This is a genomic window from Vibrio ziniensis (assembly GCF_011064285.1).
Classification (GTDB): Bacteria; Pseudomonadota; Gammaproteobacteria; order Enterobacterales; family Vibrionaceae; genus Vibrio; species Vibrio ziniensis.
This window is the reverse complement of record NZ_CP049331.1, coordinates 2,027,484-2,053,885: the sequence shown is the minus strand read 5'-3', so window position 1 is coordinate 2,053,885 and position 26,402 is coordinate 2,027,484. Positions and strand designations below refer to the sequence as shown.

At 43.2% G+C, this 26,402-nt stretch carries 25 protein-coding genes; 6 read left to right on the top strand and 19 right to left on the bottom strand.

Annotated features, from left to right (window positions below):
* Window positions 1-72 precede the first annotated feature (72 nt).
* Window positions 73-1,512, bottom strand: coding sequence for a sucrose-specific PTS transporter subunit IIBC (locus G5S32_RS09375; protein ID WP_165311768.1), 1,440 nt, complete (start codon window positions 1,510-1,512; stop codon window positions 73-75).
* A gap of 252 nt (window positions 1,513-1,764) precedes the next feature.
* Between G5S32_RS09375 and G5S32_RS09370 the strand changes: the two genes are divergently transcribed.
* Both G5S32_RS09370 and G5S32_RS09365 read left to right on the top strand, forming a co-directional pair.
* Entirely contained in the window at window positions 1,765-2,751 is a 987-nt protein-coding gene (locus G5S32_RS09370; RefSeq protein ID WP_165311767.1) for a LacI family DNA-binding transcriptional regulator, read from the top strand.
* Between the two features lie 192 nt (window positions 2,752-2,943).
* Complete coding sequence (locus G5S32_RS09365; RefSeq protein WP_165311766.1) at window positions 2,944-4,584, top strand: glycoside hydrolase family 32 protein; 1,641 nt, start codon at window positions 2,944-2,946, stop codon at window positions 4,582-4,584.
* A gap of 125 nt (window positions 4,585-4,709) precedes the next feature.
* Here the strand turns inward: G5S32_RS09365 and G5S32_RS09360 are convergent, their stop codons facing one another.
* The 18 genes from G5S32_RS09360 to G5S32_RS09275 form a co-directional block, all read right to left on the bottom strand.
* Window positions 4,710-5,630, bottom strand: a complete 921-nt coding sequence (locus G5S32_RS09360) for an aminoimidazole riboside kinase (RefSeq protein ID WP_165311765.1) — start codon at window positions 5,628-5,630, stop codon at window positions 4,710-4,712.
* Between the two features lie 575 nt (window positions 5,631-6,205).
* A complete protein-coding gene (locus tag G5S32_RS09355; RefSeq protein ID WP_165311764.1) occupies window positions 6,206-7,435 on the bottom strand; it encodes a beta-ketoacyl-ACP synthase in 1,230 nt (409 codons plus the stop codon).
* Window positions 7,432-8,157 carry a 3-ketoacyl-ACP reductase FabG2 gene (locus G5S32_RS09350; protein ID WP_165311763.1) on the bottom strand — a complete coding sequence of 242 codons (726 nt, stop codon included), beginning with the start codon at window positions 8,155-8,157 and terminating at the stop codon, window positions 7,432-7,434. The genes G5S32_RS09355 and G5S32_RS09350 overlap by 4 nt, the downstream gene beginning before the upstream one ends.
* Window positions 8,154-8,618: a hotdog family protein gene (locus G5S32_RS09345; RefSeq protein ID WP_165311762.1), complete on the bottom strand. Its 465-nt coding sequence runs from the start codon at window positions 8,616-8,618 to the stop codon at window positions 8,154-8,156. Before G5S32_RS09345 ends, G5S32_RS09350 begins: the two co-directional genes overlap by 4 nt.
* Entirely contained in the window at window positions 8,611-9,798 is a 1,188-nt protein-coding gene (locus tag G5S32_RS09340; RefSeq protein ID WP_165311761.1) for a beta-ketoacyl-[acyl-carrier-protein] synthase family protein, read from the bottom strand. Before G5S32_RS09340 ends, G5S32_RS09345 begins: the two co-directional genes overlap by 8 nt.
* Before the next feature lie 12 nt (window positions 9,799-9,810).
* Window positions 9,811-10,422, bottom strand: a complete 612-nt coding sequence (locus G5S32_RS09335) for a DUF3261 domain-containing protein (protein WP_165311760.1) — start codon at window positions 10,420-10,422, stop codon at window positions 9,811-9,813.
* Complete coding sequence (locus G5S32_RS09330; protein WP_165311759.1) at window positions 10,419-12,743, bottom strand: MMPL family transporter; 2,325 nt, start codon at window positions 12,741-12,743, stop codon at window positions 10,419-10,421. Before G5S32_RS09330 ends, G5S32_RS09335 begins: the two co-directional genes overlap by 4 nt.
* A complete protein-coding gene (locus tag G5S32_RS09325) occupies window positions 12,715-13,341 on the bottom strand; it encodes an outer membrane lipoprotein carrier protein LolA (RefSeq protein WP_165311758.1) in 627 nt (208 codons plus the stop codon). The genes G5S32_RS09330 and G5S32_RS09325 overlap by 29 nt, the downstream gene beginning before the upstream one ends.
* On the bottom strand, window positions 13,338-13,784 hold the full coding sequence (locus G5S32_RS09320; RefSeq protein WP_425509195.1) for an acyl-CoA thioesterase: 447 nt from the start codon (window positions 13,782-13,784) through the stop codon (window positions 13,338-13,340). The genes G5S32_RS09325 and G5S32_RS09320 overlap by 4 nt, the downstream gene beginning before the upstream one ends.
* Before the next feature lie 8 nt (window positions 13,785-13,792).
* Window positions 13,793-15,337, bottom strand: coding sequence for an HAL/PAL/TAL family ammonia-lyase (locus G5S32_RS09315; protein ID WP_165311756.1), 1,545 nt, complete (start codon window positions 15,335-15,337; stop codon window positions 13,793-13,795).
* The gene (locus G5S32_RS09310) at window positions 15,315-17,024 is read right to left on the bottom strand and encodes a glycosyltransferase family 2 protein (RefSeq protein WP_425509194.1); all 1,710 of its coding nucleotides are present in this window, start codon (window positions 17,022-17,024) and stop codon (window positions 15,315-15,317) included. The genes G5S32_RS09315 and G5S32_RS09310 overlap by 23 nt, the downstream gene beginning before the upstream one ends.
* On the bottom strand, window positions 17,017-17,385 hold the full coding sequence (locus G5S32_RS09305) for an ApeI family dehydratase (RefSeq protein WP_207621625.1): 369 nt from the start codon (window positions 17,383-17,385) through the stop codon (window positions 17,017-17,019). The genes G5S32_RS09310 and G5S32_RS09305 overlap by 8 nt, the downstream gene beginning before the upstream one ends.
* A gap of 25 nt (window positions 17,386-17,410) precedes the next feature.
* A complete protein-coding gene (locus tag G5S32_RS09300; protein WP_165311753.1) occupies window positions 17,411-18,775 on the bottom strand; it encodes an AMP-binding protein in 1,365 nt (454 codons plus the stop codon).
* A gap of 6 nt (window positions 18,776-18,781) precedes the next feature.
* Window positions 18,782-19,339: a COG4648 family protein gene (locus G5S32_RS09295; RefSeq protein ID WP_165311752.1), complete on the bottom strand. Its 558-nt coding sequence runs from the start codon at window positions 19,337-19,339 to the stop codon at window positions 18,782-18,784.
* On the bottom strand, window positions 19,339-19,596 hold the full coding sequence (locus G5S32_RS09290) for an acyl carrier protein (RefSeq protein ID WP_165311751.1): 258 nt from the start codon (window positions 19,594-19,596) through the stop codon (window positions 19,339-19,341). Before G5S32_RS09290 ends, G5S32_RS09295 begins: the two co-directional genes overlap by 1 nt.
* Before the next feature lie 16 nt (window positions 19,597-19,612).
* On the bottom strand, window positions 19,613-19,873 hold the full coding sequence (locus G5S32_RS09285) for a phosphopantetheine-binding protein (protein ID WP_165311750.1): 261 nt from the start codon (window positions 19,871-19,873) through the stop codon (window positions 19,613-19,615).
* Between the two features lie 10 nt (window positions 19,874-19,883).
* The gene (locus G5S32_RS09280; protein ID WP_165312765.1) at window positions 19,884-20,654 is read right to left on the bottom strand and encodes a lysophospholipid acyltransferase family protein; all 771 of its coding nucleotides are present in this window, start codon (window positions 20,652-20,654) and stop codon (window positions 19,884-19,886) included.
* Window positions 20,651-21,376, bottom strand: coding sequence for a beta-ketoacyl synthase chain length factor (locus tag G5S32_RS09275; RefSeq protein WP_165311749.1), 726 nt, complete (start codon window positions 21,374-21,376; stop codon window positions 20,651-20,653). The genes G5S32_RS09280 and G5S32_RS09275 overlap by 4 nt, the downstream gene beginning before the upstream one ends.
* A gap of 78 nt (window positions 21,377-21,454) precedes the next feature.
* Between G5S32_RS09275 and G5S32_RS09270 the strand changes: the two genes are divergently transcribed.
* The 4 genes from G5S32_RS09270 (at window position 21,455) to G5S32_RS09255 (ending at window position 26,366) form a co-directional block, all read left to right on the top strand.
* Complete coding sequence (locus G5S32_RS09270) at window positions 21,455-21,844, top strand: hypothetical protein (RefSeq protein WP_165311748.1); 390 nt, start codon at window positions 21,455-21,457, stop codon at window positions 21,842-21,844.
* Window positions 21,845-21,872: 28 nt separating this feature from the next.
* Complete coding sequence (locus G5S32_RS09265; RefSeq protein WP_165311747.1) at window positions 21,873-22,940, top strand: methyltransferase; 1,068 nt, start codon at window positions 21,873-21,875, stop codon at window positions 22,938-22,940.
* Window positions 22,941-22,964: 24 nt separating this feature from the next.
* Window positions 22,965-24,203 carry an NAD(P)/FAD-dependent oxidoreductase gene (locus G5S32_RS09260; protein WP_165311746.1) on the top strand — a complete coding sequence of 413 codons (1,239 nt, stop codon included), beginning with the start codon at window positions 22,965-22,967 and terminating at the stop codon, window positions 24,201-24,203.
* Between the two features lie 531 nt (window positions 24,204-24,734).
* A complete protein-coding gene (locus tag G5S32_RS09255) occupies window positions 24,735-26,366 on the top strand; it encodes an ABC transporter substrate-binding protein (RefSeq protein WP_165311745.1) in 1,632 nt (543 codons plus the stop codon).
* Window positions 26,367-26,402: the final 36 nt, after the last annotated feature.

Sequence of the window (26,402 nt, the reverse complement as noted above, 5' to 3'; positions counted from 1 at the left end):
TCACTTTACTGTCATAAAAAATGCCCACTACAAAGTGTAGTGGGCAATACAAAGCGTAACCGTTGAGGGTGATTACGCTAGGGCTTGGGTACTCTGTTTTGCTTTTTCACGAATGCCAAGAGCGACGGTCATACCGAATGCCACTGCAAATGAAATCACCATACCTACGATGTAATAGCTGATCTTATCTGGAGTGATAGAAATAATACCCGGTAAGCCTGCTGCACCTAGTGCTTGTGCTTTTACGTTAAACAACGTGATAAATGCACTAGATATTGCTGCGCCAGTGATTGCCGCGATAAATGGATAGCGAAGTTTTAAGTTCACACCAAACATAGCCGGTTCTGTAATACCGAGTAGAGCAGTGATGCCTGAGGGAACGGCGATACCTTTTAGTTTGATATCTTTTGTTATGAAACCAACGGCCAATGAGGCTGCTCCTTGAGCGACGTTAGACATTGCAGCGATAGGGAAGATGAAAGTACCTCCAGTGACGGCAATATCTGCTAAAAGTTGGGTTTCTATCGCGATGAAGCTGTGGTGCATACCGGTAATAACAAATGGAGCATAGATAAAACCAAACAGTGCGCCACCAATAAAACCTGCTGAATCGTAAAGCCAGTTCAGTCCATCACCTAGCATGAAGCCAACATCACGAGTGATAGGACCAACCAATGTGAAGGTTAGAAAACCAGTGATGAAGATTGCCAGCATTGGAGTAAGAAGGTTATCCAATACCGAAGGGATAAACTTACGAAGACCATTTTCGACTTTGGCTAGAATAAATGCCGATACCAGAACAGGCAGAACTGAACCTTGGTAACCAACCTTTTGAATTTCCAGACCAAGAATATTCCAAGTTGGGACAGTGCCCGAAACTGATGCACTGCCGAATCCCCAGCCATTGAGGAGATCAGGGTGCACCATGAGCATACCAAGTGCCGCACCAAGGAAAGGGTTGCCGCCAAATTTGCGGGAAGCTGAGAAGGCTAGCAATACCGGAAGGTATACAAAAGGGGCGTTGGCAAAAGTGTTAATCATGCTAGCGAGATCGGCCAAACCAGGATTTGCATCAATCAGCGATTGTCCATCGATAAACAGACCTTGCGCTGTTAGTACGTTAAACAAACCCATTAATAGGCCACCAGCAACAATGGCAGGAATAATCGGCACGAAAATATCCGACAGTCCTTTTACTGCACGTTGCAGAAGGTTCTGCTTTTCTGCGCCAACGGCAGCGACATCGTTAGTTGACATTTCTGCCATCCCTGTCAGTTTTGCCATCTCCGCATAAACTTGGTTCACGATGCCAGAACCAAAAATAATCTGGTACTGACCAGCAACTTTAAATTGCCCTTTTACGCCTTCAAGCGATTCAATCGCACGCTCGTCGATAAGATCATCATCTTTTAAGGCTAAGCGTAAGCGTGTAGCACAGTGTGCTAAAGCTTGGATATTGGATTGTCCGCCCAAAAGGTCGAGAAGTTGTTTCGCTATGACTGGATAGTCCATAACTCACCCCGGTTCATGTTAATAATCAGTATAGTTAAAGTTTGGTTCTTAATTATATTTTTGGGAACGTTTGCAAAATGAATTCTTGTGAAAAATTTCCTCGCGGTCAAAAGCAAACAGTAAATATTGTGAAGATGATCGCCAAAAGGAAGGTAAGAAATGACAAAAACAAGGTTAAAATCACGATAAATAGATGGGACGAAGGCAAACTAGTTTGCAAACAATCCCAATTTGAATGGAACAGGGAGCAGTATGGCAAGTTTGCACGATGTTGCTAGATTATCTGGTGTATCGAAATCTACAGTGTCTCGTGTTATCAATAACGAGTATGGCGTAAAAGAATCAACTAAAATCAAAGTGTTAAAGGCAGTTGAGGAGTGTGGTTACGTAGTCAATCAGGTTGCTAAAGACTTGAAATCTCAGAAGACTAACTTGGTGGGTGTGATTGTTCCGCGTGTGAGTTCACATGCGACAGCTCAAGGGGTCGATGGATTAACCGCTATTTTTGAGCAAGCTGGAAAACATGTGTTGTTGGCTAACACTCATCAGGTTCATGAAAAGGAACTTGAATATATTCAAATATTTAACCAAAAACGAGTCGAAGGTATTATTTTCTACGCTACGCATTTGGATGCGCCATTAGTGAAAGCCATTCAGAGTTCACAGGTGCCTGTCGTACTGGTGGGGCAAGATGGCTCTCTGTATAACATTCCGAGTGTGGTGCACGATGACTCACGTGTTGGCTATGAAGCGGGTAACCGTCTGGTCGCCGCGGGATGCAAACAGATTGGTTTTATTGGCGTACAATCCGATGATATTGCTGTGGATGTTCAGCGCTCACAAGGATTAGAGCAGTCTTTGAGTTTTCACCATCAGCCACTTTTGTTCCATGCACACGGCGATTTCTCCATAGAATCAGGCTATCGCTTAGCCAAAGAGCAGTTAAAAGCACATCCAAAATTAGATGGTCTGTTTTGTGCCACAGACCGGTTGGCTCTAGGCGCCATACGAGCACTGCAAGAGCAGGGTGTAAAAGTGGGTACACAAATAAAAGTGTTAGGTGTTGGTAACGATGAGCTTTCTTCTGTGAGCACGCCAAGCTTATCAACATTCAATTATGCCTTTGATAAAGCGGGAGAAAATGCCGCCAAGATGCTCCTTGAACGTATAGCGGGTAAAGGACAAGAGATGAGCAAAGTTGTACTAACCTTCCAAAGTATTGATCGCGAAACCTGCTAGCTCAACATATTCATTGAGCACTTATAATACGCTGGGCTTTGTGCCCAGCTTCACACAAACCATACTCTATGCCTTCCTATTCGCTTAAATACTTGCTAATCGAGTGGTTGTTTTATATTTTGAGAACGTTCCCGAAATAATTTGCAGAAAACACTTATTTTCGTTTTCGCTACAATTTAGCTAGGTAAGGCCATGTCATTACAATTCCTCATTGAACTTGCTGGTGGTGTAGACAACATTTCACGTATTTTGGCTCCGGAAGGGCGTGTCGTCGTTGCAGTTCGAGACGCTAAGCAAGTACTCCCAACACCCGATTTTGTTGTTGAAGAGTCCGTTTTGGGCGAATGGCAACTTTCAATGCCAAGATGCAACAGTATCAGTGACGAGGATTTAGCGACACTAGGCCGTTTAATCGCTAAGCAACAGAAAGCTATCGCGCAAAACTACCTAAAACCTACGGATTGTCCATATCGCCCTCAATGGCATATCTCTCCTCCACAAGGCTTATTAAACGACCCTAATGGATTTATCTTTCACAATGGCGAATATCACCTGTTCTACCAGTGGTATCCCTATGCTTGTGAGCACAAGGACAAGTATTGGGTTCTTCTAAAAAGCCAAGACCTGGTTAACTGGAATTGGCAATCCATCGCACTCACACCTTCAGATTGGTTTGATAGTCATGGCGTATTTTCAGGTCATGCTGTTAGCCATGAAGGCGAGTTGTTGCTGTTCTACACAGGTAACACTCGTCTAGGTCATGACCGAAAAAGACAGACAATGCAATGCGTTGCTCGTTTAAACGCTGATAACTCGGCTGAAAAGTTAGGTCCGATTATCCGTTCGTTGCCAGAAGGCGTGACGGAGCACTTCCGTGATCCGAAAATCCTTTTCCGTCAAGATAAGTGGCATATGTTACTGGGCGCTCAGACAACTGACCTTCAAGGACGTTTAGCGGTTTATCATTCAAATGATTTGATGCACTGGTCGTTTGATTCCCTTTATGGAGACGACATTGCGCCTTTTGGCTATATGTGGGAATGCCCAGATATGTTCGAACTTAACGGCAAACTGTTTTTTGTGTTTGGCCCGCAAGGGATTAAGTCACAAAACCCGAATCACACCATTGAACACCAAAACCGCATTTTCAATATTGAGCAGGACAACCAAGGCAGGTTTCATTTCGGTGATGGTTGGCAACTGGACGCGGGTTTTGATTTCTACGCTCCGCAGACAATGGAGACGGAAGATGGGCGAAGAGTCATGGTGGGGTGGATGGGGCTTCCTGATGAAGTTGATCAACCGAGCTGTGACAATGGTTGGATACATCAATTCACGGCTTTGCGAGAGCTGAAATGGTATGGCGGTAGAATCGTGCAAAGCCCAATTCGCGAGTTAGCTGAGTTGAGAGAATCTCAAACGATACTGAGTTTGGATGAGCATGGTATCGACTTGGCCACTAAGAGCTACGAGCTAAATGTTACTTTACCTTGGGGTAGTGCATTGAAATTGATGTCAGACGAAAAATTTGGTGTGCTATTGGAGCTTGATAAAGCGCAAGGCGTATTGCGTTTTGACCGTACTAATACAGAGATTCGTCAAGGTGATGTCGTTCGCGAACTGTCTTTAGACACTGAAAAAGACGTCCATTTGCAAATACTTGCCGATAGTTCATCGCTAGAGGTGTTTATTAATCACGGTGAACACGTTATGACAGGACGAGTGTTTACACCTGCGAGTGCAACACATATTGCGTTAAATGGTGCTTGTGCCAACGCAGAGTTCGCTGCGCTAAAATCAGTAGTCGCTTCAACGTTTGCTCCTATGCAGTAACTTTAGAGTTTGTTGGTGACAAAACACACTCCGTTTACCAAAACACGCTCTGTATACCCAAATGAGTCAAAAACAAAAAGCCACCGAATCAAAGGTGGCTTTTTCGTATTTAATTGGTTTTAAGACTATAACAGGAAGGCTTTGAGCGCTTGCTGATTAGGTAGAGCTGTCATTGCGCCTTTCTGGGTTGTCGCTAGAGCTCCACAGCCGTGTGCAGTTTCTACCGCAAGAGCAATATTCTCTTTACTCTGCCAATTTGGCAATTGTGACAACTGGTAAAGCAAGCCACCCACAAAGGCATCGCCAGCGCCAGTGGTATCAATAGGTTTTACCACTTTTCCACTTACCAGCGTTTGACCATCTTGTGTCACCACAAGTGCTCCTTTAGAACCTTGGGTGATGATCACTAGAGGAATATTCAAAGCTTGAATCGCTTTGATGCCTTGCTCGATAGAATCAGTATTCGTCAACAAGGTTATTTCCTCTTCAGAGAACTTCACCACATCCGCTTTTGCGACTGCTTTCATGACAGTCTCAATCAGTTCTTGCGGTTTTTGCCAAACTTCAGGGCGTAGGTTCGGGTCAAAACTGAAGTAGCCACCAGAGCGTTTAATGCGTTCAATAGCTTCAAATGTACTACGACGGCTAGGTTCATTTGCCAATGCAATAGAACACACGTGAAGCCAGTCGTCTTGGCTGAAGTTAGGGATATCACTCAATTGCAAGAATTGGTCAGCGCTTGGTTTGACCATAAAGGTAAAACTACGCTCGCCAGTGTCGTCCAAATCGACGATGACTGTTGAGGTACGTTGCTCGCTGTCCAGTACCAGATATTCGCAATCCACTTGCTCTTGCGTCAGGGTTTGTTCCATAAATCTTCCTAACGGGTCATTACCTACTCGACCAAAGAAAGCGGCTTTGCCCGCTAAGCGAGAAATCGCTACTGCAACGTTTGCAGGAGCGCCGCCTGGGCATTTGAGGTAATGGTTTTCACCGTCAGGAATCAAATCAACGACAGCGTCGCCCGTAACCCAAACTGTATTCATTGTGTTTCTCCGTTGAATCAATCCCCTTCCTACTTGAAGCTGCAGGGCTTTATGTTTTGCTATGGGGGGCTACGTTCGCTCACCCCAATCACGCATGGTAATTTGTGGTCATGGGGATTCACTTACTTGCCGCCTATCTGCGACTCCAAGTAGTTTGGGTATACACTTAAAATGCCGCTAGTATAATTCAGTTTTCGGTAACGTTCCCGAAAATGGTTGGAATATTTAATTGAGTTAACAAATTTGGGCAATTCACTAATTGGAATACATAAAGCAAACCGATAAACAGTCGAAGTAGAAAAGTAAACAAGGATGAGATAATACCATCCTAGATAAAAATATGATCAGACTGAGCATCGGTAGAACAGCGAATAGGCGTCAAACGCAAACGCGCATTCATTCGTCCCTGAAGCTCCGCCGAGCCATTCATGGCTCGGAGGGTTTGCTTATCGACGCCCATTCACTGATCGCGAAATTTTCCAGAATGGTATAAGCAAGCAGAGATAAAAAACAGCGAATTAAAAAAGCCGCCTTTATCATGACAAAAAAGACGGCTTTAGAATGCTTTCTGAGGTTTACTCTGCGATACGCTTGAAGATGATTGACGTATTGATGCCACCGAACGCAAAGTTGTTGCTCATCAGATAGTCAATCTGCATGTCACGACCAGAACCTGTGATGTAATCAAGGTCACCACACTCAGGGTCTAAGTTGTTGAGATTGAGTGTTGGGTTAAACCAGCCTGTGTGCATCATTTCTAAGCTGAGCCATGCTTCGACCGCACCACATGCGCCTAGGGTATGACCAAAGTAGCTCTTGAGTGAACTGATTGGAACTCTACCTACCGCTTTCTCTGTCGCGTTGCTTTCTGCTATGTCACCACGATCGGTCGCAGTGCCGTGAGCTGACACATAGCCAATCTTATCCGGAGATAAGTTTGCGTCCTTCAAAGCCAACTCCATACAAATCTGCATAGTTTCCATTTGTGGTTGAGTGACGTGTGCCGCATCGCAGTTGCTGGCAAAGCCCACGATTTCTGCGTAAATTTTTGCCCCGCGAGCTTTTGCGTGTTCGTACTCTTCTAGAACTAGCGTGCCAGCACCTTCACCAATGACCAGACCGTCACGATCTCTATCGTATGGGCTAGGGCTGCTTTTGGGATCGTCATTTTTCAGACTGGTAGCAAACAGGGTATCAAATACTGCTGACTCTGTAGGGCAAAGCTCTTCAGCGCCCCCCGCAACCATTACTGTTTGATAACCATGTTTGATGGCTTCATAGGCATAACCAATAGCTTGGCTTCCTGACGTACAGGCACTGCTGGTTGGAATTACGCGTCCACGGAGACCGAAAAACAGGCCAACGTTTACCGCTGTAGTATGAGGCATCATCTGCACATAGGTTGTTGCAGTAATGGCTCTGGTAGATTTTTCATTTAGCATTACGCCAAACGCACCTACTGCGTCGGTACTGCCTGTCGAAGAGCCATAAGCAATCCCGGTTTGACCGTTAGTAAGCACTTCGTTACCAATGAGACCTGCTTGAATCAGTGCGTTCTCAGTTGCCACCGTTGCTAGCATGGATACACGACCCATACCGCGAACTTGCTTACGTTTGTAATGTTTTGGCAATTCGAAATCATTAACAGGGGCTGCCAATTTTGTATTCAGACCCTCATATTGTTCGTATGACGGCATGTATTGAGTTGCATTTTCGCAAGCACGTAAGCGAGGTTCAATGCTCTGCCAGTCGTTACCAAATGCGGTTACACCAGACATACCCGTTACGACGACTCTACGGCTCATACGAGACCTCCGTTTACTGAAATAACTTGGCGAGTGACATATCCTGCAATATCTGACATCAAATAGCTGACAAGTCCAGCGACTTCTTCTGGTTCACCCATGCGTCTTAGTGGAACAAGTGGTAGTGCATGCTCTTTAACATGTTCATCGACCATACCAGTATCAATTAAACCTGGAGCTACACAGTTAACGGTGATTTTTCGTTTAGCCAGCTCTAGTGCAAGCGATTTAGTTGCCCCAATCACCCCCGCTTTTGCTGCGCTGTAGTTGGTTTGACCACGGTTGCCGGCAATACCTGAAACAGAGGCTAGCGTAACAATACGTCCACCTTTACGTAGTTTCACCATCGGCATTACGCAAGGGTGGAGTACGTTGTAAAAGCTGTCTAAGTTGGTATGGATGACACCATCCCATTCTTCTTCTGTCATTGCCGGAAAAGCTGTGTCACGAGTGATCCCTGCGTTGTTAACCACACCGTAGTATGCACCGTGTTGTTCTATGTCTGCTTCAATTTTATTTCGGCATTCTTCTCGATGACTAATATCGAACTGAATTAAGCGGCCAGAACCACCATTTTCAACTATCGTATCAAGTGTTGCTTGGGCACCATTTTGGTCTCCCATGTAATGAACGACGACGTCGAATCCATCTTTACCTAGCTGAATAGCAATAGCCTTGCCTATTCCCTTACTAGCGCCAGTGACGAGAACCTGTCGGGTCATACATGACTCCTAATTTTCATTTCTTGTAATTTTTCTTGTGTAGGAACATAAACGTTCAGTTGGCACTGAGCGAATGTATCCCCTTGGTATTCTATTCGGGCTGAAAATACAGCCATACCGTTATCTTCCATTACTTGTTCTGCGAAGATATCGAGAGTTTGTCCTTGAGTAAACTTGTCGCATTCTGTTGTGTAGCGGCGGCTGCCGAGTAAGAAACCGATAGGCGGTTCTTCCCCATTTTGTAATGCTTGATATCCAGACCAAGCTGCGATGGATTGCGCCATAAACTCAATGCCGACATAAGCTGGAACCGTATTAGTTTCAGGATTGAAAAACATAAGATGCTTGTCAATATCAACCTGACTGTGGATGGATGTCGCTTCGATAGACAAAGCGCGATCGACCAAAATCATTGGATTATCATGAGGCAGTAGTGTTTCAATTGCTGGGAGTTCAACCATGAGTATATCCAAAAATTAAGCTGATATTATTGCCACCAAAGGCAAATGAGTTGCTAAGAATTGCTTTGCTGCCAAGATATTGCTCGTTTTCTACGAGGGCAACTTCAATATCTTCTGCTTTGTTGGTGCAGCGCTGGATTGGCAATGGCAATTGATGACGCAAAATGTGCCAAGCAATCGCCGCCTCTGTCGCACTAGCGGCACCCAGAGTGTGTCCAGTTAAAGGTTTGGTTGAGCTGACAGGTACTTTGTCGCCAAATACCCGATAAATAGCTTTACTTTCCATACTGTCATTGAGTGGCGTAGCGGTACCGTGAGCATTGATGTATCCAATATGATCAGGTGTTAAGCATGCATCATCAAGTGCTGCGCGCATGGCTTGTTCTGCGCCGTTACCTTCAGGATGTGGCGCCGAAATGTGGTGAGCATCAGAGCTGTCACCTGCACCTAGTAATGCAATATCACTTGGCTTGGTACTTAATAGCATAAATGCAGCTGACTCACCGATATTAATACCTGAACGTTCAGCACTAAATGGCTGGCATAGTTGGTTAGAAAGTGCTTCTAGGCCATTAAATCCATTAAGGGTGAGTCTACAAATAGTATCGACACCCCCAACGATTACTGCGTCAACAATACCTGCCTGAAGCATGCGTTTTGCGCTGATAAAAACGCGACCGCTTGAAGAGCATGCCGTCGAAATGGTGTAACATGGTCCTGTGATATTGAATAAGTCCGCAACAAAATTAGCACTGTCCCCCAATTCTTGCTTGGAGTAGTGGTAATTTTCTGGAAATACCCCTTGATCGATTTTTTGGGCGTACGCGACCTCACCATCGGCAATTCCAGAGGTACTGGTCCCGACAATAACGGCAATTCGATTTGAACCATACTGCAGAACCGCATCTTCTACGCTAGTTTTGATCTGCAAAAGTGCTGACAAAGCAAGCTGATTGTTACGTGTTGAATGTTGTGATAATGCTTGAGGGATTTCTGGAAGCGCCTCAGTCACTCGCCCAATAACAGTAGATGTGTGAGTGTTTAGGATACCATCGTCGATGAGCATTCCTTTTGATTGCCCGGTCTGTAGCGCTTGATGAATAGAGGCTGGCTCACACCCTAGAGCTGAGTGGAAGCCACAATCATGAATAAACACTGGAAACGAAGTTGCTGAATTCATCTAGGTTTTCTACTATTCTGTCGTTGTTAAATTTGCGTGATGGTTCAATGTTTGTATCGTGATCGAATAATTCAACGGCTTGTTTAAAAAATGAATATCACCTTCAAGTGGTGTTTCACCATCATAACTAATGATCAACACTGATTCTCCAGTATTGTTCTTAATAATGCGTTGATGTTGGTCATCAATAATGGACCACCTTACCTTATTTAATGGTGCTTCCCAAGCACTTAGAGGCCATAGGGTGATCATCAAATTAAATAACACTTGTTCTGGTTTCGGCAGGGTATTTTCTAAACCACTTAACACTTGTGTTGAAATATTTTCACCATCGTAATCAAGTGATAGTAATCGCGTTCCCCAAGATGAGAAACCCGCTAAAACAACGTGCTGAGCATCGATCTGTAACTGCACTGGTAATTGTTGAGTTTGCGTATTACCGCGCTCGTCTTGCCACTGTGCCGAAATTAATTGAGTAGCGTTTAAGGACTGACCCAGTGCATTTGGCGCAGGGAGCTCTACCCAAACATCTTGTGCGATTTCCACGGTTGTAGAAGAGGATTGTGGTTGCAAACTACAACCCATTAGCCATAGGCAAGCCAAAAGTGTTGTTAGCCATTTCATTGATTTATTTGCCTTTTAATTGCAAGTGGCGAAAGCAGCCACGCGACAAAAATGCCGCTTAGAGTCGTTAAGCCAAAGCTGTGTATCGCATGGGTTTCACTGAGTGACAGTAGACCAAAGGACAGTAGGGTTGTCATGGCTGATAGAGTAATCGCCAGTAAAGTACTGCGACTTTGTGCTTGTTCGGCGAAAAACAATGTGTAGTCGATACCAATACCGATGACGAGAACCAGTGCGAGTAAGTTAAACAGGTTGAGCGTAGAACCGGTTAATGTGGTTACCGCTATCCCCACTAAACAGGCGATCACACATGGGAACACGATGCGTAACATATGTGAAAAGCCATACCGTCTAGCCAGTAGCAGAGAAATACCGACTAAAGCAGCGATTAATAACTCCATCACTTTAGTTCGGTATTCACCAAACAATGTTGATATTTCTTCTGCTTTATCTAAGTAACTTATATCCATATTTTTGTTAGCAAAAGCTTTTATTTGTTCAGCGTTGTTCACCTCTCTGAGCATGATAACGGACGCAAAATCCTCACCAACTTTGCCTAAATAAAGGAACTGTACTGGTTCTGAAACACTCTGTTTCAGGTAATCAGCAAGGCTAACAGGGGCCATTGTTTCATCTAGTGATGGTTGTGCTGACAATTTTAATAACTGAGCCAGTGAAGAGGCATAATTCTGATAAAGAGTTTGCACCAGTTGATAATCAGTCTTTTGTCTGGACATTGAGGGCAGATATTGACTCAAACTCTGATAGCCCATGATGGCTTGTTGTTTCTTCCAATCACCTAAGGTGTTATCTAGTTGCTCAAGTCTAGTGAGTAGGGCCTCATCACTAGGTGCACGGACCACCAACATTTGCTGAGAAGATTTCACCCCGGAGACTTGGTTAATAATGTCTTCCTGTTTCTTTAGCGCCTGAGGCATGGCTTGAAGCTGACGAATATCATCGTCGTAGTTCACTTGTACCAATTGAACTGCACTCAAAAGCAGAAGTACAGCAGGTAATGCTATTCTTGTACTTCGTTTTTGCCATAGTGCTAACCACCAACGCCAAAGCTTCTTGCCTGGTAATGTTCGTTGAGGTGTCGCTTTACGAGCGAGGATTGGATACCAAGCGACGACGGTAGCATAAGCTGCAATTAAACCAAGAGCAGAAAACAACGCCAGTTGCTGCAAGCCAGGAAATGGCGCAATGAGCAAACCTAAATAGCCAATTAAACTGGTGATCAGTCCGAGAGTAATCGCGGTGAAAATGTGTTTCAGTCCTTTTATGCTGTCCCATTTGTCCTGAGCGGCTAGGCGGTCTGTCAGGTAATGGAAGGCATAGTCGATAGATACACCGATTAAACTTGCACCAAATACCAAGCTGAACAGGTGAACTTTGCCGAATATCGCGGTGGTCGCGACAAGGGCGACCAACAGTCCTACGCTGATAGAGAGCAGAGCCATTAGCAAAGGTGCCGCGCTACGGAACACAAATAGGATAACAACAACAACGCCTAGCAGTGAGAAAAGACCAATGGTGCTGATCTCTGATTTCGCACTTTGGGTACCAAAGTCGGCATAGAACAGAACTCCGGTATGAGCGCTTTCAACGTCGTAGCTAGTCTTTAGTGCCTGTTCTAAACTCATCAGTTTAGGCACAACTTGCTGTGCACTCATGCTATACGGTGAATCGGCCAAAGTGGCCGTAATCAACACAAAGGTATCGTTTTGATATTGAGTCGTCAGAAAACCTTTTTGAATCTGAAATTGTGTTGTCAGTTGGTTTAATTGGCTCAAATAATCGCGAAACAGCAAAAAGGGGTCACTGGATAACTCTGATCCAGTAACACCAGAAAAAGGGTTGTAGATAGTTTGAATGACTTTTTGAACTTGCTGATCAGGTGCTTTTTGTAAACGTGTACGCTGTTCATCGGTCAAAAACTGAAAACGATGAGAGAAGTAGTAACGGCTCCAAGCGTTTTGTTTTTGCTGATCAATTTTGCCAGTAATTTGGACAAACTCGCTTAGCTTTAAAAGCGAATCTTGAAACGTTTCAGCAGCGGCAAACAGTTTCTGGTCGTCACTGCCTTTAAGAACAAAAACTACTTTGTCACTGACACTACTGGTGATTTTATCAAACGCAACTTGAGCTAAGGGATCTTGCCGGCTTTGCGGAAGCAGCTTCATGATGTCAGTTTCGATCGGTACCGATGAACTAAAGCCCCACTGTTTTAGCAGTAGAGCACAGCTTAGTACGACCAATATAAGCCAGATTAGAGCGAGCTTGGAATGGTTAAAACTGGAACTGAGCTTGTTCAGCATCCGTTAAATTCTCAGGTTGGTGAGTCTGATTAGTAAAGGTGATCTCAGTTTTATCGCCTCTCACTTCTTCTAAAACTAATGAATCGATATCTTGATTGCCTTGTATAACGATGGAACTGAAAACGGCATTCAGCGGCGCTTCCTTCGGGATTAATACCAACTGCCAGTGTTCAGTATGTGATTCGAATTGAAGAACAAACTGACTTTTCAGTTGCTGTGTGTCCCCATGAAAAACAGATAAGAAGATTTTGCTGAAGTAAAACGCCATAGGATTCTCTTTGGCAGTAATGACTTGAGCTGGCTGATTAGCAAAAGTTTGGCGTAGCTTGTCTTGTGTTAGCACCAGATTGACAGGAAACGGTGTGCTTTGTTGCCATAATAAGCCGTTTTGTTTTTCAAGCAGAAACGAGCCTTCAGAGACTAAAGGCTGTTCAAACATCGCTAAGGTGCGGCTTTGGGTAAAGCTACCACGAACAATTGGATGTTGCTGTAGTTGGGTTTGCAATGAGGCTAGGTCTGCCACTTGAGCCCAAGAACTCGTTGCAGTGAGTAAACTCAAACAGATAGACATTGCTATGCTTTTTAGTGCTTTAATCATTGCAAACACTCGCCTGTTAGATGCCAATGTTCAACTTTATCCAAGAAGAGTTTTGGCGACACGAAACACATTTCCTGATCACTGATGCTTACGGCAACCTGTGTAGTGTAAGCCTTGCACATTCTTTTACCCGTCTGCGCGTCAAAAATGATGTAATCAATACGTAGACGGTTTTCCCACTCGGTCAACTTGGCACAGATGCGTATCTCATGATTAAAAGGAATGGCTTTGATATATTTCACTCGAGTATCAATGACAGGCCACATGTGGCCTGATTCACTCATTGCGATGTAACCGTAAGCGATTTTATCCAGTAATACACGACGGGCTTCCTCGAAGTAGCGGAAATAGTTGCCGTGGTAGATAACTCCCATAGGATCTGCATCTTGAAACGAAGTGGTTACCACCACTTCGGTCTCTAATGGGAAGCTGATGTTTTCCATCACCACTCCTAGTACAGCTTCCAGTGCTGAGATTGAATACGTTCAATACACAAGCGAAGGTCAGCCTCTAACGGACGATCTTCCACCACAAACTTAAAGTCTTCTTCGACTTGCGCCATAATTTGGTTCACGCTGGCACTCATGTGACATTCATCAATTTCATTGTGGCGTTTACGTATTTCGATGGCTTGGATGGATGCTAGCAAAGATGCCGCTGCAACTTGCTCGGTAAGTTGTAGTACGCGCAAACAATCGCGAGCAGCGATAGTGCCCATGCTTACTTTATCTTGGTTGTGACACTCTGTTGATCGAGAGAACACGCTTGCTGGCATGGTATGTTTCAATGCTTCTGCTGTCCACGCTGAAATGCCAATTTGTACCGCTTTGAAGCCGTGATTGATTGGTTTACGTTCTCCCTCGGCGCCCGTTAAGTTAAACGGTAAACCGTTGTTGAATTTGTAATCCATCAACTGCGCCATCTGGCGGTCAAGAAGATCTGCAAGGTTAGCAATACAGGTTTTTAGAGTGTCCATCGCCATTGCAATATGACCACCATAGAAGTGACCACCGTGAAGCACGCGCTCGTTGTCACCATCAATAATTGGGTTGTCATTCGCGCTGTTAAGTTCGTTTTCAATAAGCTGACGTAACCAAGGAAGAGCATCTTGCACAGTACCAATAACATGTGGTGCACAACGTAGCGAGTAACGGTCTTGTAAGCGGTCACTATTGCGAGGTGGGCGTTCTGCCTGTAGATCTGCGCGTAGCCAAGCTGCAATTTGTTGCTGTCCTGGGTGAGGTTTTACGGCAAATAATGCTTCATCAAAATGGAAGTCATTACCTTGCATGCCGATTGAAACCAGTGCAGTGATTTTAGTGCATAGCTGTGCTAAATATTCTGCGCGCTGATAGGCTAAGCAGGCGAGGGCTGTCATAACTGATGTGCCGTTCATCAAAGCCAAACCTTCTTTTGGCTTGAGTTTAATTGGCGTTAAACCTAGTTCAGCAAAGACGTCTTGAGTTGGGCGAATTTCACCTTTGTAGAGAACTTCACGTTCACCAATCAGTGTTGCAGCAACGTATGACAGGGGTGTTAAGTCACCACTTGCACCCACAGAACCTTCTTGCGGAATACGAGGTGCAATATCGTGATTAATCAGATGAATAATCTGATTGAGAACATCGTGTGACACACCTGATACACCCTGTGCAAGTGAACATAAGCGAGTTGCTAATACCGCACGTGACTGTTGGTGAGTTAATATCTCACCTAATCCACAGCCATGAAAACGGGTTAGATGCAGTGGTAGCTCCTCAACTAAGTTTGTTGGAATCGCTACAGTACATGAATCGCCATAACCCGTTGTTACGCCATAAATCACGCCTTCTTCTTTAAGTAGACGTTCCAAAAACGCCACTCCACGGTCAATCTTGGCCGTAAATTCGGCTGAAGAGTTAATAGAAGCTGAAGCGCCTTGTGCGATTGAAACGACGTCCTCAATGGTCAGACGCTGTGCGCCGAATAAAATGTTATTGTCGTTGGTCTTCGTCATGGTGTTTACTTAATTCCCAGAAGTTGAAGAAGTTGTACCACTGTAATGGAGTTTTCAGTGTGTAGTGTTGTAAGCGATCAGCGTATTGCTGAACGACTTGCTGCAAAGATTGTTGTCTAGTTGAACGTGGTAGTTTGATACCATCGCTAAAATGTTCAAAGTAGACATCAAAATGTGGTTGCTTGCTTTGATCATCCCGCAATCCAAAAATAAGGTATACAGGCGCAGATAATACGGAAGCCAGCATAAAAGGACCTTGTGGAAACGGTGCCTGCTTGCCGAGAAATTCTGCCCAAACAACCCGATTTTCTACGCTAGTCGATGTTCTGTCACCAACAATGACCACCCATTCTCCACGCTCTATCATTTGCTGGAGTATGATGGCGGTATCAGGACCTATCTTGCTAACTTGAATAAGATTGAGTTCTGATGTCGGATTGACGGCTTTCATTACCGCATTAAATCGCTCGGCATGCTCAGTAAACACTAACGCATTTATTTTAAGATGCGTATGGCGTCGGCTTAACGCTCGGCACAGTTCGATATTGCCTAAGTGAGAACCTAACAGCAGCACGCCACGCTTTTGTTCAATTAGTGGTGTTAGTTGTTCCTGACCATGCACAGTGAGATTGTCGACATTGAAATCTCCGCGCCAAGCTGCCAGCTTGTCTAGCATGGTTTCGCCGAACGACAATAAATGGTTATAGCTGGTCAGATTTTTGTCGAGAGTTACCTGCTGCTCTTTGGCATAGGTTTTAAGCTGAGCTAAAAACTGTTCTGAAGATGTTTTCGCTTGTTTGCCTGTGAGATGATAATAACCCATCACCAGCTTTAAAATTCCACGGAATACCTTTCTACCCAACAGCTTGTATATCGCCATCAGTATTTTTATACCTAAAACGGTTCCGCGTTCTTGACGCTTTGACCAGTGCTCATCGCCATCTGACGTTCTTTTATGCAGCAATAGCTTCGGAATTCTCGGCAACATACCGAAGAACAATCGGGTATGCATCCAACTGATTTTGAGGTTATCCCAAAGTGAATCAAAATGGGAAATTCCGTTCTCAGGATAAATCACACGAGTATTGATGAACTTAAACTGTGCACCATTCCAAAACATTCGAACAAAAATTTCAGTATCGAAATCCATGCGACTACCGATGTCATTGTTATTCATGACATCTATAGCTGCTTTAACCGGATAAGCGCGAAAACCGCACATGCTGTCTTTAATTTCCAGCGAAAGTGTTTCAATCCACACCCACACATGAGTGACATATCGACCATACAGACGAGCTTTGGGAACACTCTCGTCGTAAACTGGTTGTCCGGAAATTAAGTGGTTTGGGTTGTTCTTGGAGGTCTCAATAAGATTCGGTAATGCTGCGATGTCATGTTGGCCGTCAGCGTCAATTTGAATCACATGGCTGAAACCAAGCCAATTAGCGTGGCGTATACCCGCCATTACCGCAGCGCCTTTGCCTTGGTTATTAGGTAACGTAATCAGCGAAACATTTGCGCGCTGAGCTGCTTCTTGCAATGCAAATTTAGTCTCGTTATTACTTCCGTCATCGACAAGGAATACAGGAAGATTAAACGCTGTAAGCGAATCTAAAACACCGGCTACGGTTCCACCATGGTTATAACAAGGAATTAAAAAGCATGGACGGTAATCAAGCTTACTCACTAGCATCTCCCAGCTTCATTTTGCCTGATGAATGCGTTACCACGCCACCGTCTCTTTGAGATTGGTAGTGAAAAGCTAGCTTATGTTTGCTTTCATCCCAAGTCAGGCTAAGGGTTACTTCGGCGTTTGGCAAAATAGGTTCTTGGAACTTAATTACTTCCATGCCTTTAAAGTTAACCGGAGTGTTTAAATACTGACTAGAGTAAAAGATTGCCCAATCAATTTGAGTGACACCAGGCAGTAGGGGAAAGTGGTTAAAATGCCCCTTAAAATCTTGGATGTCTGCGTCCACTTTAAAAGTCAGCAACACATGTTGCTCTGATTGCTCGCAAGCCAGTAACGTTGGTTTTCTTTTAGCCATCATAGTGTCGGCGTTTTCTTCGTTTTTATTGGAATAATTTTTCAAGCTCAGCGACTTGTCGCTTACCTTGACTGTTTAATGGGATCTCTTTTACCACTCTAAAACTGCGTGGTACAGCAATAGGCTCTAGCCAGTTTCTTAGTTCATTACGAAGCAAGAGCCAAAATTTTCCTTTACCTAGTTCCACAAGCTTTGTTTTGCCACTGTCAGTCAGCACAATTGCTGCCGCCAGAATTAAACGCTCTGCTTGTTGTATCGGGATAATGGCACATTCTTTAACGTAGTCCAGTTGGTCAACACGCTTTTCTACTTCTACCAGTGATACGCGCTTTTCTTCAACTTTGATTATCCGATCCGTGCGACCTTTCAAAATAAACTGATCTTTAGACACGAATTCACATTCGTCAGCGGTTTGATACCAACCGCTTGGGTCAATGTGTGATGAACGTAAACGCAAGCAATTTTCTTGGTTCAATTGTGCTTCTACTTTTGGAAACAGTGTCCATGGCAATTGTTCTGTTGTCTGCTGACGAAAAGCAATACCACCAGTTTCCGTGCTACCAAACACTTCTATCGGTCGAATACCAAATAGCTCCTCAGCGTGGCTTGCTGCTACAAAAGGCAGTGGTCCACCCGATGAAAAAAGACATCTTAACTGTGTTGGTTGATGTTCTTCTGTCAAACGTTTGAGCAGGGCTGGGCTGCTCACGAGCACTGTGTCGTTATTTGCATGATGAGTAATTTGTTCTGGAAATTCCAAACTGTGTCGAGCAAAAGGGTTTCCTGCGCAGATTGGCCAAAGAACTCTAAACAGCAGACCATAAATATGCTGATGCGAAACAGTACTTTCAAATCTGCTGTTAAGGGCTTTCTCTCCCCACAGAGAATGCAAAATTTCAATTTCGACATTGAGCTGATGTAACGTTTTGTGAATTGCTTTGGGCGTACCACTTGAGCCTGAAGTAAATAAGATAAGCTGGATGCTTTCTAAGTCTAAAGACTGGAAAATCTGTAAACTGTCTTGATGTCCGGTAGTTAAACTCTGAGTTGGCGTTGATCGTAATGGTGAAATAGCGTCATCGCAGAGCAAAAAATCAAATTGCGAGCTTAATTCTTCTAACGCTTCTGGTTGATAATTGCCCGGCAAGATAACAGTTTTCCCTGCATGGAAAAGTGCAAACAATCCAACAGTGAACAAGTAGCTGTCACGTGCACAAAGTGCGATATTTTGATGCTTTTCATGGTTAAGCAAGTTGGTGTGATAACCGACATCAGCGACAAACTGAGCCCAATTAATTTCGCCTTCAGAACCAAATGCCACGGCGGAATTGGGACGTTGATTTAATAACAAATGGGAGAGTGGGCTAAGTTCAGTACAACTAAATGCCATTAAATTTTAATCCTTGCGAACAATTTGACGCACCACCCATTCGATAGCGAACAAAGCGCCAATTAGGATGTAGCTAATGAGTCCGTTATAAAACGTCCAAATTTCTATAGGTAAGAAACAGGTGTAGAGCGCTGTAATTCCGTTGAATAAGAAAAATAGACACCAAACCTGCGTCACTTTTCTTGTGTATTGAACACCACTTTTCGGGAGATCTGGCTCTTGAAGTCTTGCCAGTCTCTCGATGATAGTCTGAGGTTGCTTTAAACTGCTGGCGAAGACCATCAGCATACATGCATTTACAACTACAGGGTAAAACAGTAGCCAACCGTTGCTGCGAAAAAGTACACCTAGAACAATTAAAGTGATCCCGACAAGACCACTTATAATTGCGAGCTGTTTAAATTCTTTTAGTTTGGTTTGACCTGCTGTGAAAATTCGTAATACAAAGAAGACAGCAAGGATTCCACCTAAAATACTAAGCCCAAATTTCTCGATACCGAAGTATATAGCAAATGGATAAGCGAGCAGGACGACTACAGACAATCCTGTCAGCAAATGGCGCATTAGGCTTCCTTCAGCAGCTCAAGAACTGATTCAACAACATCATCGACAGTGCGTACCATTTTGAACTCTTCTGGCTTGATTTTTTTACCAGTTACGTTCTGAAGGTGAACGACTAGATCAACGGCATCAATACTATCAAGATCAAGGTCTTGATACAGATGCGCTTCAGGTTGAATGTCGGCTTCATCGATTTCGAATAGCTCAACCAATGCATCTTTAACTTGGTCAAAAACCTGTTGCTTATTTAATTCTGTCATAATCGTTGTCTACAAATTAGTTGCCAGTTTGAGATGAAATATACGCGGCTAAGTTAGCCACTGATGAAAAGTGTTGGCGCGTATTTGAATCATCAGCATCGATGACAACGTTATATTTCTTTTTAATGGCCAAGCCAAGTTCAAGCGCATCTATAGAATCTAAGCCAAGTCCGTCACCAAATAATGGCGCATCGGTTTCAATCTCTTCAATAGAGATATCTTCAAGGTTTAGTGCGTCGATGATCAACTGCTTAATTTCGTTATGTAGTACTTCCACGTGAACCTACTTAGTTATTATTTAATGTTGGAAAAATTGCTTTCGCAAGATAGCTATTAAGCCTTCTTGCCGCTGAAGTTGGATTGTTAGTTTGCTCTATAAAGGGCAGAACCTCAACTTTATCCTTAACTTCAACATGGAAAAAAGGTCTGGTATCGGGAACTTGATACCATTTTTTTTCTTTTGTTAGAAAGCTAGGTGAAACTGTAATATGTATGACTCGCAAATCTCTTTGGGTACGAATGGCAATTTGGGCTGCGCCACGTTGCAGTTTAGGTTCCATTCCTGGTGTAGTTCGAGTTCCTTCTGGGAACACCAATAAAACATTGTCTCGTTCAAAACGCGTTTCGCATAAATCAAGCAGGTCGTCAGGTGTCTCATTGGGAATATAGCCTGCCGCTTTGACAATGTGCTTCATAAATGGATTTGACCAAATAGCCGCTTTAACTAAACAGTCACATTGCTTGAGTTGCGAAGCCACTAACACGTAATCGATAAGGCTAGGGTGGTTAGCCACGATGAGACAGTTTTTATCATTAGCGAGAATATCTGATCCATCAATGCGGTAGTCAATAGCACCGGTAAATTTCATTAATCGGCAAAATAGATTGAATGTGAATCGAATGACGTTTTGTACTCGATATTCTCGTTGAATCGTATTTTTTGTCGAAAGCCTAATCAAAGGAATAATAATGAAGCTAAGTGTTAAACCACCTATGCCAAAAATTGTAAAACAAAATCCAGTAGCAAATACTCGCCAATATTTGTTCACAGCATTCATGCCCGTTGCCATTCCCATGATCCCTTTTTACTCGCAATTAACCAGCTTGAATCTTTGCGTAAATAGTACGTCAAAAAGTTCAGAGCTTGCGGAAGGGGACTGATAGTATCTGTTTTTGGACTTTGTGCAACTTGCCATGTATTGCCAGCGGACAAAACAAGCCCTAAAGCGTAACCTTTGAACTGTTTATCTTCATATTCAGAATAATCTGTGGGTAATGGTTCATCAAAGTCTACTAACAATACCTTTGCTTTTGGGTATTGTTTTAAATAGAGCCAAGCTTCGATCAGAGCACTATGAAATGTATTCTCAGCTGATGAAATAGAAGTTACTGGAATAGCCTGCTTTGTTGCTATTGTGGATAATCCAGCTGCGGTATTATGGACTGATTGAGAAAAGTTCATCGGTGATGCTTCTTCTCCCAAAATAATGCTTTTGATGAGTTCTGTACTTCGATGTAGTTCACCATGACGGCTTGAAAAAACCAAGTAATCAATTGGCTGTTCTTGCATAAGTGTTATGGCTGTTTGTACGGCGAGTTTACTTAGTGAACTCATTCGGCGACGCATCATCGCAGGAATGGCGCTTGCTTCTATCGTTGTATTATCTGGCCACATATGGTTTTGGGACCATTGTTCCCAAGAGCTTAGATCATTTAGGCCTAAACTATTAGCTGACCAAGAATCGATGTTAAATGAGATTAATTGCAATTGATTTGACATAAGATATTGATTTGTTTTTTGGTGAGCTGAATACTATGCTTGTTTATCTTTATTCCCTAATCAAAGCAAGGAAATGCTATGAAAGCAATAAAATATACGGTCTCTATCCTGTTAGCGGTTCTTCTAGTTGGTTGTGGGCGAGTTCAGCCTGTAATGAATGTTGAGAATACCCCAGTCGCTTATAATCTTCAAAGTGAACAAGTTAAAGCAGCAATTATTACCGCAGCAACTAATCGAGGTTGGATTATTTCAAACAACACCTCAACTGAGCTAGGATTCAAACTTCTGTCTCGAGATCATAGTGCAGAAATTAGCATCCCTTATAGTGCGAAATACTATTCAATCAACTACGTTACGTCTACAAACTTACTAGCTAGTGACGGTACTATTCATCGAAATTACAATCGTTGGATTAATAATTTAAACGTTGATATTCAGAAATACTTGGCGAGAGCGTCAGTAAAATAATTTTAATAACTAATCATTAGGTTTTTTCGTGTTTGAACAAAAACAAGATCCTTATAATGCTCTAGAAGCTAAAACTGAGGCGCAAAAGTTATCTTTTGCGCCAATTATTTTTCATACTGCACGTACATTGCGTGATTTAGGTATATTGGCTGCTCTAGATAATGCTGGCTCGCAAGGTGCGAACGCAGAGGCGCTTGCTAAAAAAACTGGTGTATCAGAGTATGGTGTAAAGGTCCTTTTGGATATGGCGATTAGTGCACATATCGTAACGTGGGATAAGCCGAATTATATGTTGGCAAATCTGGGACATTTTATTCTTCATGATGGGATGACTCGCGCGAATATGGATTTCACTGCGGACGTGTGTTACGCCGCAATGATGCATTTAACCGAATCTATTACCGAAGGTAAACCTGCTGGCCTGAAAGAGTTGGGCGATTGGGAGACGATTTATCAAGGTCTTTCTCGTTTACCGGAAAAAGCCAAGCAAAGCTGGTTCCAATTTGATCACTTCTATTCTGATCGTTCTTTCCCAATTCTTCTTGAGCGAGTATTTGCTTCGAAGCCTAAAACCTTGGTTGATATCGGGGGCAATACTGGTAAATGGGCGATGAAGTGTTGTAATTACGATCAAGATGTTCAGGTGACTATTGTAGATTTGCCTCAGCAACTTGAAATGGCAATGAAAAATGCGCAGGACAATGGCTTTTCAAATAGAGTAAGTGGTTATCCGGCCAATATGCTCGATCGCAATCAACTGCTACCTGAGCAGGCTGATGTGTGGTGGATGAGCCAGTTTTTGGACTGTTTTTCACCAATGGAAATTCTGAGTATTCTACAAAGAGTTAAACAACAGCTTAAGCCAGATTCAAAAGTGTATATTTTGGAATTATTTTGGGACGCTCAAAAATACGATGCAGCGTCATACAGTTTAAATGCCACATCACTTTATTTTACTTGTCTAGCAAATGGTAACAGCCGTTTTTATCGCAGTGATGATTTCTTAGAAATCGTTGAAGCTGCGGGTTTAGAAGTCGTTGAACGAACAGATAATATTGGCTTAGGTCACACCCTATTAGAGTTAAAAGCAAAATAATACTCAGAGGCATAGTAATAGTATATGGATATACAACAACGCCAAGTTGTAATTATCGGTGCTGGACCGTCAGGGTCGACAGCCGCAGCTTTGTTACATAGGCAAGGCATTGAGGTCCTGGTCATTGAGAAGTTGAAGTTCCCGCGTTTCTCTATTGGAGAGAGTTTACTTCCTGCCTGTATGGAAGTGCTTGAGGACGCGGGCATGCTTCAAGCTGTCGAAGAGGCGTGTTTTCAGTTTAAAAACGGTGCCGCCTTTAGAAAAAATGGCGTTTATACCGAATTTGATTTTTGCAATAAATTTACAACCGGCCCGGGTACAACTTTTCAGGTGCAGCGAGCTAATTTCGATAAAGTTCTTGCGGACAGTGCAGAGCAACAAGGTGTCGAAATTCGTTATCAGCATGAAGTGAAAAGCATCGAATTTGAGGGCTCAACGTCTATCATTACTGTTGCTGATGAAAGTGGTCACTGTTACATGCTTCACGCATGCTATGTTTTAGATGCGAGTGGCTTTGGTCGTGTTTTGCCAAAACTGCTGGATATCGAAGAGCCTTCTTGTTTACCCGCCCGTAAAGCGATATTTACTCACATCATTGATCATATCGATTCTCAGAAATATCTTTATGACAGAAACAAAATTCTTGTTTCTGTTCATCCCCAGCACTCTGATGTTTGGTACTGGCTAATACCTTTTTCAAATGGTGTCTGTTCAATAGGTATCGTAGCGACGCCTGAATTTTTTGACGGTTATGCTGAAGAAAAAATTGAAGCGATTAAACAACTTGTTCAAGAAGAACACTCTCTTTCACAACTGCTTGAGAACGCAGAGTTTCCGAATGCAGCTGGTGAGCTAAAAGGCTATTCCGCAAATGTTAAGCATCTGGCGACGCAGCATTATGCCTTACTGGGTAACGCTGGCGAGTTTTTAGATCCTGTCTTTTCATCTGGTGTCACAATTGCGATGAAATCGGCACAATTGGTTGTAAAATGCGTCATTCGCCAAATAAAAGGTGAAAATGTTGATTGGAAAGCCGACTATGAAACACCGCTCATGATCGGAGTTAATGCATTTAGAACTTATGTTGAGGGTTGGTATGATGGCACGTTTCAAGATGTCATCTACTATGAAACCCCAAATGATCGTATTAAACAGATGATTTGCTCAATATTGGCTGGCTATGCATGGGATATCAAGAATCCTTATGTTAAGGATTCAAAACGTCGCCTGACTAGCTTGGCTGAGCTTATCCGAAGTAGTTAACATAGCCTTTTTAGTAGAGCGTATGGATGCATAGTGTGGTTCTGCATAGCCATTTAACACTGAATCTAAGGTTTCATATGCGCTAAAATTGGGCGTTTAAGTCTAAGGTAGTGCATGTGAGTGAGCTTGCTCACAAATTCTTCTCGTCTGATGAGATGATAATCACACAACCTCCCTGTTATTGTGCACAAAATGTTAAAATCATTGTTATTTTCTAGTGCAAGATGCTGAGAATGCGTTTTTAGTTAGATAAATCGATATTTATATCTAATGTAAAGGATTACTTTCCGCTGTTGTCCTGCGCGTTGGCTTTGAATTGGATTTTATCTCTAATTATTAAGTTTCAGTAAGAATATAATCTCTTTTTATTCTAATTTTATGGCAAATTGCTTCAATGCTTGATAATGTTTGCCGCATTCTTTGTATGGAATATGTCTATATTCAGTCTATTCCAGCATCTTTTAGGTTAGCCGTTCTAGCCGAAATGCAAAGAAGTCATGGATGCAATACTAAAACTTGGAGTTTATACAGATGTATAAGAACAAAATCACACAAGCACTTTTACTAGGTGCTGGTCTAGCGGTGGCAACAACTTCTCTTACAGCTTTTGCTGCGAACGTACCTGCGGGTACTAAGCTAGCTCCAGTGCAAGAGATCGTTCGTGGTAACGGTACAGAAGTAGCGACCATTGACCCGCACAAATCTCAAGGTGTTCCAGAATCACACGTTATTCGTGACCTACTAGAAGGCTTGGTAAACCAAGATGCTGACGGTAAGGTTATTCCTGGTGTTGCAGACCGCTGGGAAACTTCAGACAACAAAACATTCACTTTCCACATTCGTGAAGGTGCTAAATGGTCTAACGGCGAACCTGTAACTGCACAAGATTTCGTATACAGCTGGCAACGTGCTGTAGATCCTGCAACTGCTTCTCCATACTCTTGGTACATGGAAATGACCCAGATGAAGAACGCAGCAGATATCATTGCAGGGAAAAAGGACAAGAGCGAACTAGGTGTACACGCTAAAGATGCAAATACTCTAGTTGTTGAACTTGATTCTGCGGTTCCATATTTCGTAATGATGACTGGTCACACAACCATGAAACCAGTTAATCAAGCAACAGTAGAGAAATTTGGTGACCAATGGACTAAGCCAGAACACTTTGTTGGTAACGGCGCATACGTTGTTGAAAACTGGGTAGTGAACGAGCGTTTAGTACTTAAACGTAACCCTCAATACTGGGATGATTCACACACTGTAATCAACAAAGTAACTTTCCTACCGATCGAAAACCAAGTTGCTGAAATGAACCGTTTCCTAGCGGGTGAGATCGATATCAGCTACGAGGTTCCAGTTGAACACTTCCGTCGCTTGAAGAAAGAGCACCCAGAATTGGTTTCTGTAGTAGGTAACCTATGTTCTTACTACTACTCGTTCAACACTAAGAAAAAGCCATTTGACGACGTTCGTGTTCGTAAAGCGATTTCTTACGCGATTGACCGTAACATCGTTAGCGATGCAATCATGGGACAAGGTCAAAAGCCAGCTTACTTCTTAACGCCTGAGATCACTTCTGGTTTCAACCCAGTAATGCCAGCTTACGGCAAGATGACTCAGAAAGAGCGTAACGAAGAAGCTGCACGTCTACTGAAAGAAGCGGGTTACGATAAGAATAATCCACTTAAGTTTACCCTTCTATACAACACTTCTGAAAACCATAAGAAAGTGGCTGTAGCAATCGGTTCTATGTGGAAGAAGACTCTTGGTATCGACGTGACTCTTGAAAACCAAGAGTGGAAAACGTACCTGTCTTCTAAAGACCAAGGTAACTTCGAAATGGCTCGCGCAGGTTGGTGTGGCGACTACAACGAAGCATCTTCGTTCCTAACTTTGATGACAAGTAATAACACAACTGGTGGTCAACACTGGGGTAATAAAGACTACGATGCAATCATCGATAAAGCACTGACTTCTACTTCTGAAGAAGAGCGTCAAAAACTTTATGCAGATGCTGAAGCTCTGATGGCGAAAGATATGCCAATTGCTCCGATTTATCAGTATGTAAAAACTCGTCTACTATCTAAGAAAGTAGGTGGTTTCCCTGCAAACAACGCAGAAGAAAAAATCTACTCAAAAGATTTGTACATCAAAGCTGAATAAAATAGCCAAGCTATAAAATTATAATTAAGTAATATT

Excerpts from the sequence above, each read along its gene's own strand:
- G5S32_RS09295 (WP_165311752.1), bottom strand. The coding sequence starts at position 19,339 with ATGCGCCATTTGCTGACAGGATTGTCTGTAGTCGTCCTGCTCGCTTAT.
- G5S32_RS09330 (WP_165311759.1), bottom strand. The coding sequence starts at position 12,743 with ATGCTGAACAAGCTCAGTTCCAGTTTTAACCATTCCAAGCTCGCTCTA.
- G5S32_RS09340 (WP_165311761.1), bottom strand. The coding sequence starts at position 9,798 with ATGAATTCAGCAACTTCGTTTCCAGTGTTTATTCATGATTGTGGCTTC.
- G5S32_RS09315 (WP_165311756.1), bottom strand. The coding sequence starts at position 15,337 with ATGACGAAGACCAACGACAATAACATTTTATTCGGCGCACAGCGTCTG.
- G5S32_RS09270 (WP_165311748.1), top strand. The coding sequence starts at position 21,455 with ATGAAAGCAATAAAATATACGGTCTCTATCCTGTTAGCGGTTCTTCTA.
- G5S32_RS09320 (WP_425509195.1), bottom strand. The coding sequence starts at position 13,784 with ATGGAAAACATCAGCTTCCCATTAGAGACCGAAGTGGTGGTAACCACT.
- G5S32_RS09300 (WP_165311753.1), bottom strand. The coding sequence starts at position 18,775 with ATGGCATTTAGTTGTACTGAACTTAGCCCACTCTCCCATTTGTTATTA.
- G5S32_RS09325 (WP_165311758.1), bottom strand. The coding sequence starts at position 13,341 with ATGATTAAAGCACTAAAAAGCATAGCAATGTCTATCTGTTTGAGTTTA.
- G5S32_RS09350 (WP_165311763.1), bottom strand. The coding sequence starts at position 8,157 with ATGACCCGACAGGTTCTCGTCACTGGCGCTAGTAAGGGAATAGGCAAG.
- G5S32_RS09345 (WP_165311762.1), bottom strand. The coding sequence starts at position 8,618 with ATGGTTGAACTCCCAGCAATTGAAACACTACTGCCTCATGATAATCCA.
- G5S32_RS09375 (WP_165311768.1), bottom strand. The coding sequence starts at position 1,512 with ATGGACTATCCAGTCATAGCGAAACAACTTCTCGACCTTTTGGGCGGA.
- G5S32_RS09280 (WP_165312765.1), bottom strand. The coding sequence starts at position 20,654 with ATGAATGCTGTGAACAAATATTGGCGAGTATTTGCTACTGGATTTTGT.
- G5S32_RS09305 (WP_207621625.1), bottom strand. The coding sequence starts at position 17,385 with ATGGCTAAAAGAAAACCAACGTTACTGGCTTGCGAGCAATCAGAGCAA.
- G5S32_RS09335 (WP_165311760.1), bottom strand. The coding sequence starts at position 10,422 with ATGAAATGGCTAACAACACTTTTGGCTTGCCTATGGCTAATGGGTTGT.
- G5S32_RS09370 (WP_165311767.1), top strand. The coding sequence starts at position 1,765 with ATGGCAAGTTTGCACGATGTTGCTAGATTATCTGGTGTATCGAAATCT.
- G5S32_RS09290 (WP_165311751.1), bottom strand. The coding sequence starts at position 19,596 with ATGACAGAATTAAATAAGCAACAGGTTTTTGACCAAGTTAAAGATGCA.
- G5S32_RS09360 (WP_165311765.1), bottom strand. The coding sequence starts at position 5,630 with ATGAATACAGTTTGGGTTACGGGCGACGCTGTCGTTGATTTGATTCCT.
- G5S32_RS09255 (WP_165311745.1), top strand. The coding sequence starts at position 24,735 with ATGTATAAGAACAAAATCACACAAGCACTTTTACTAGGTGCTGGTCTA.
- G5S32_RS09365 (WP_165311766.1), top strand. The coding sequence starts at position 2,944 with ATGTCATTACAATTCCTCATTGAACTTGCTGGTGGTGTAGACAACATT.
- G5S32_RS09275 (WP_165311749.1), bottom strand. The coding sequence starts at position 21,376 with ATGTCAAATCAATTGCAATTAATCTCATTTAACATCGATTCTTGGTCA.
- G5S32_RS09355 (WP_165311764.1), bottom strand. The coding sequence starts at position 7,435 with ATGAGCCGTAGAGTCGTCGTAACGGGTATGTCTGGTGTAACCGCATTT.
- G5S32_RS09260 (WP_165311746.1), top strand. The coding sequence starts at position 22,965 with ATGGATATACAACAACGCCAAGTTGTAATTATCGGTGCTGGACCGTCA.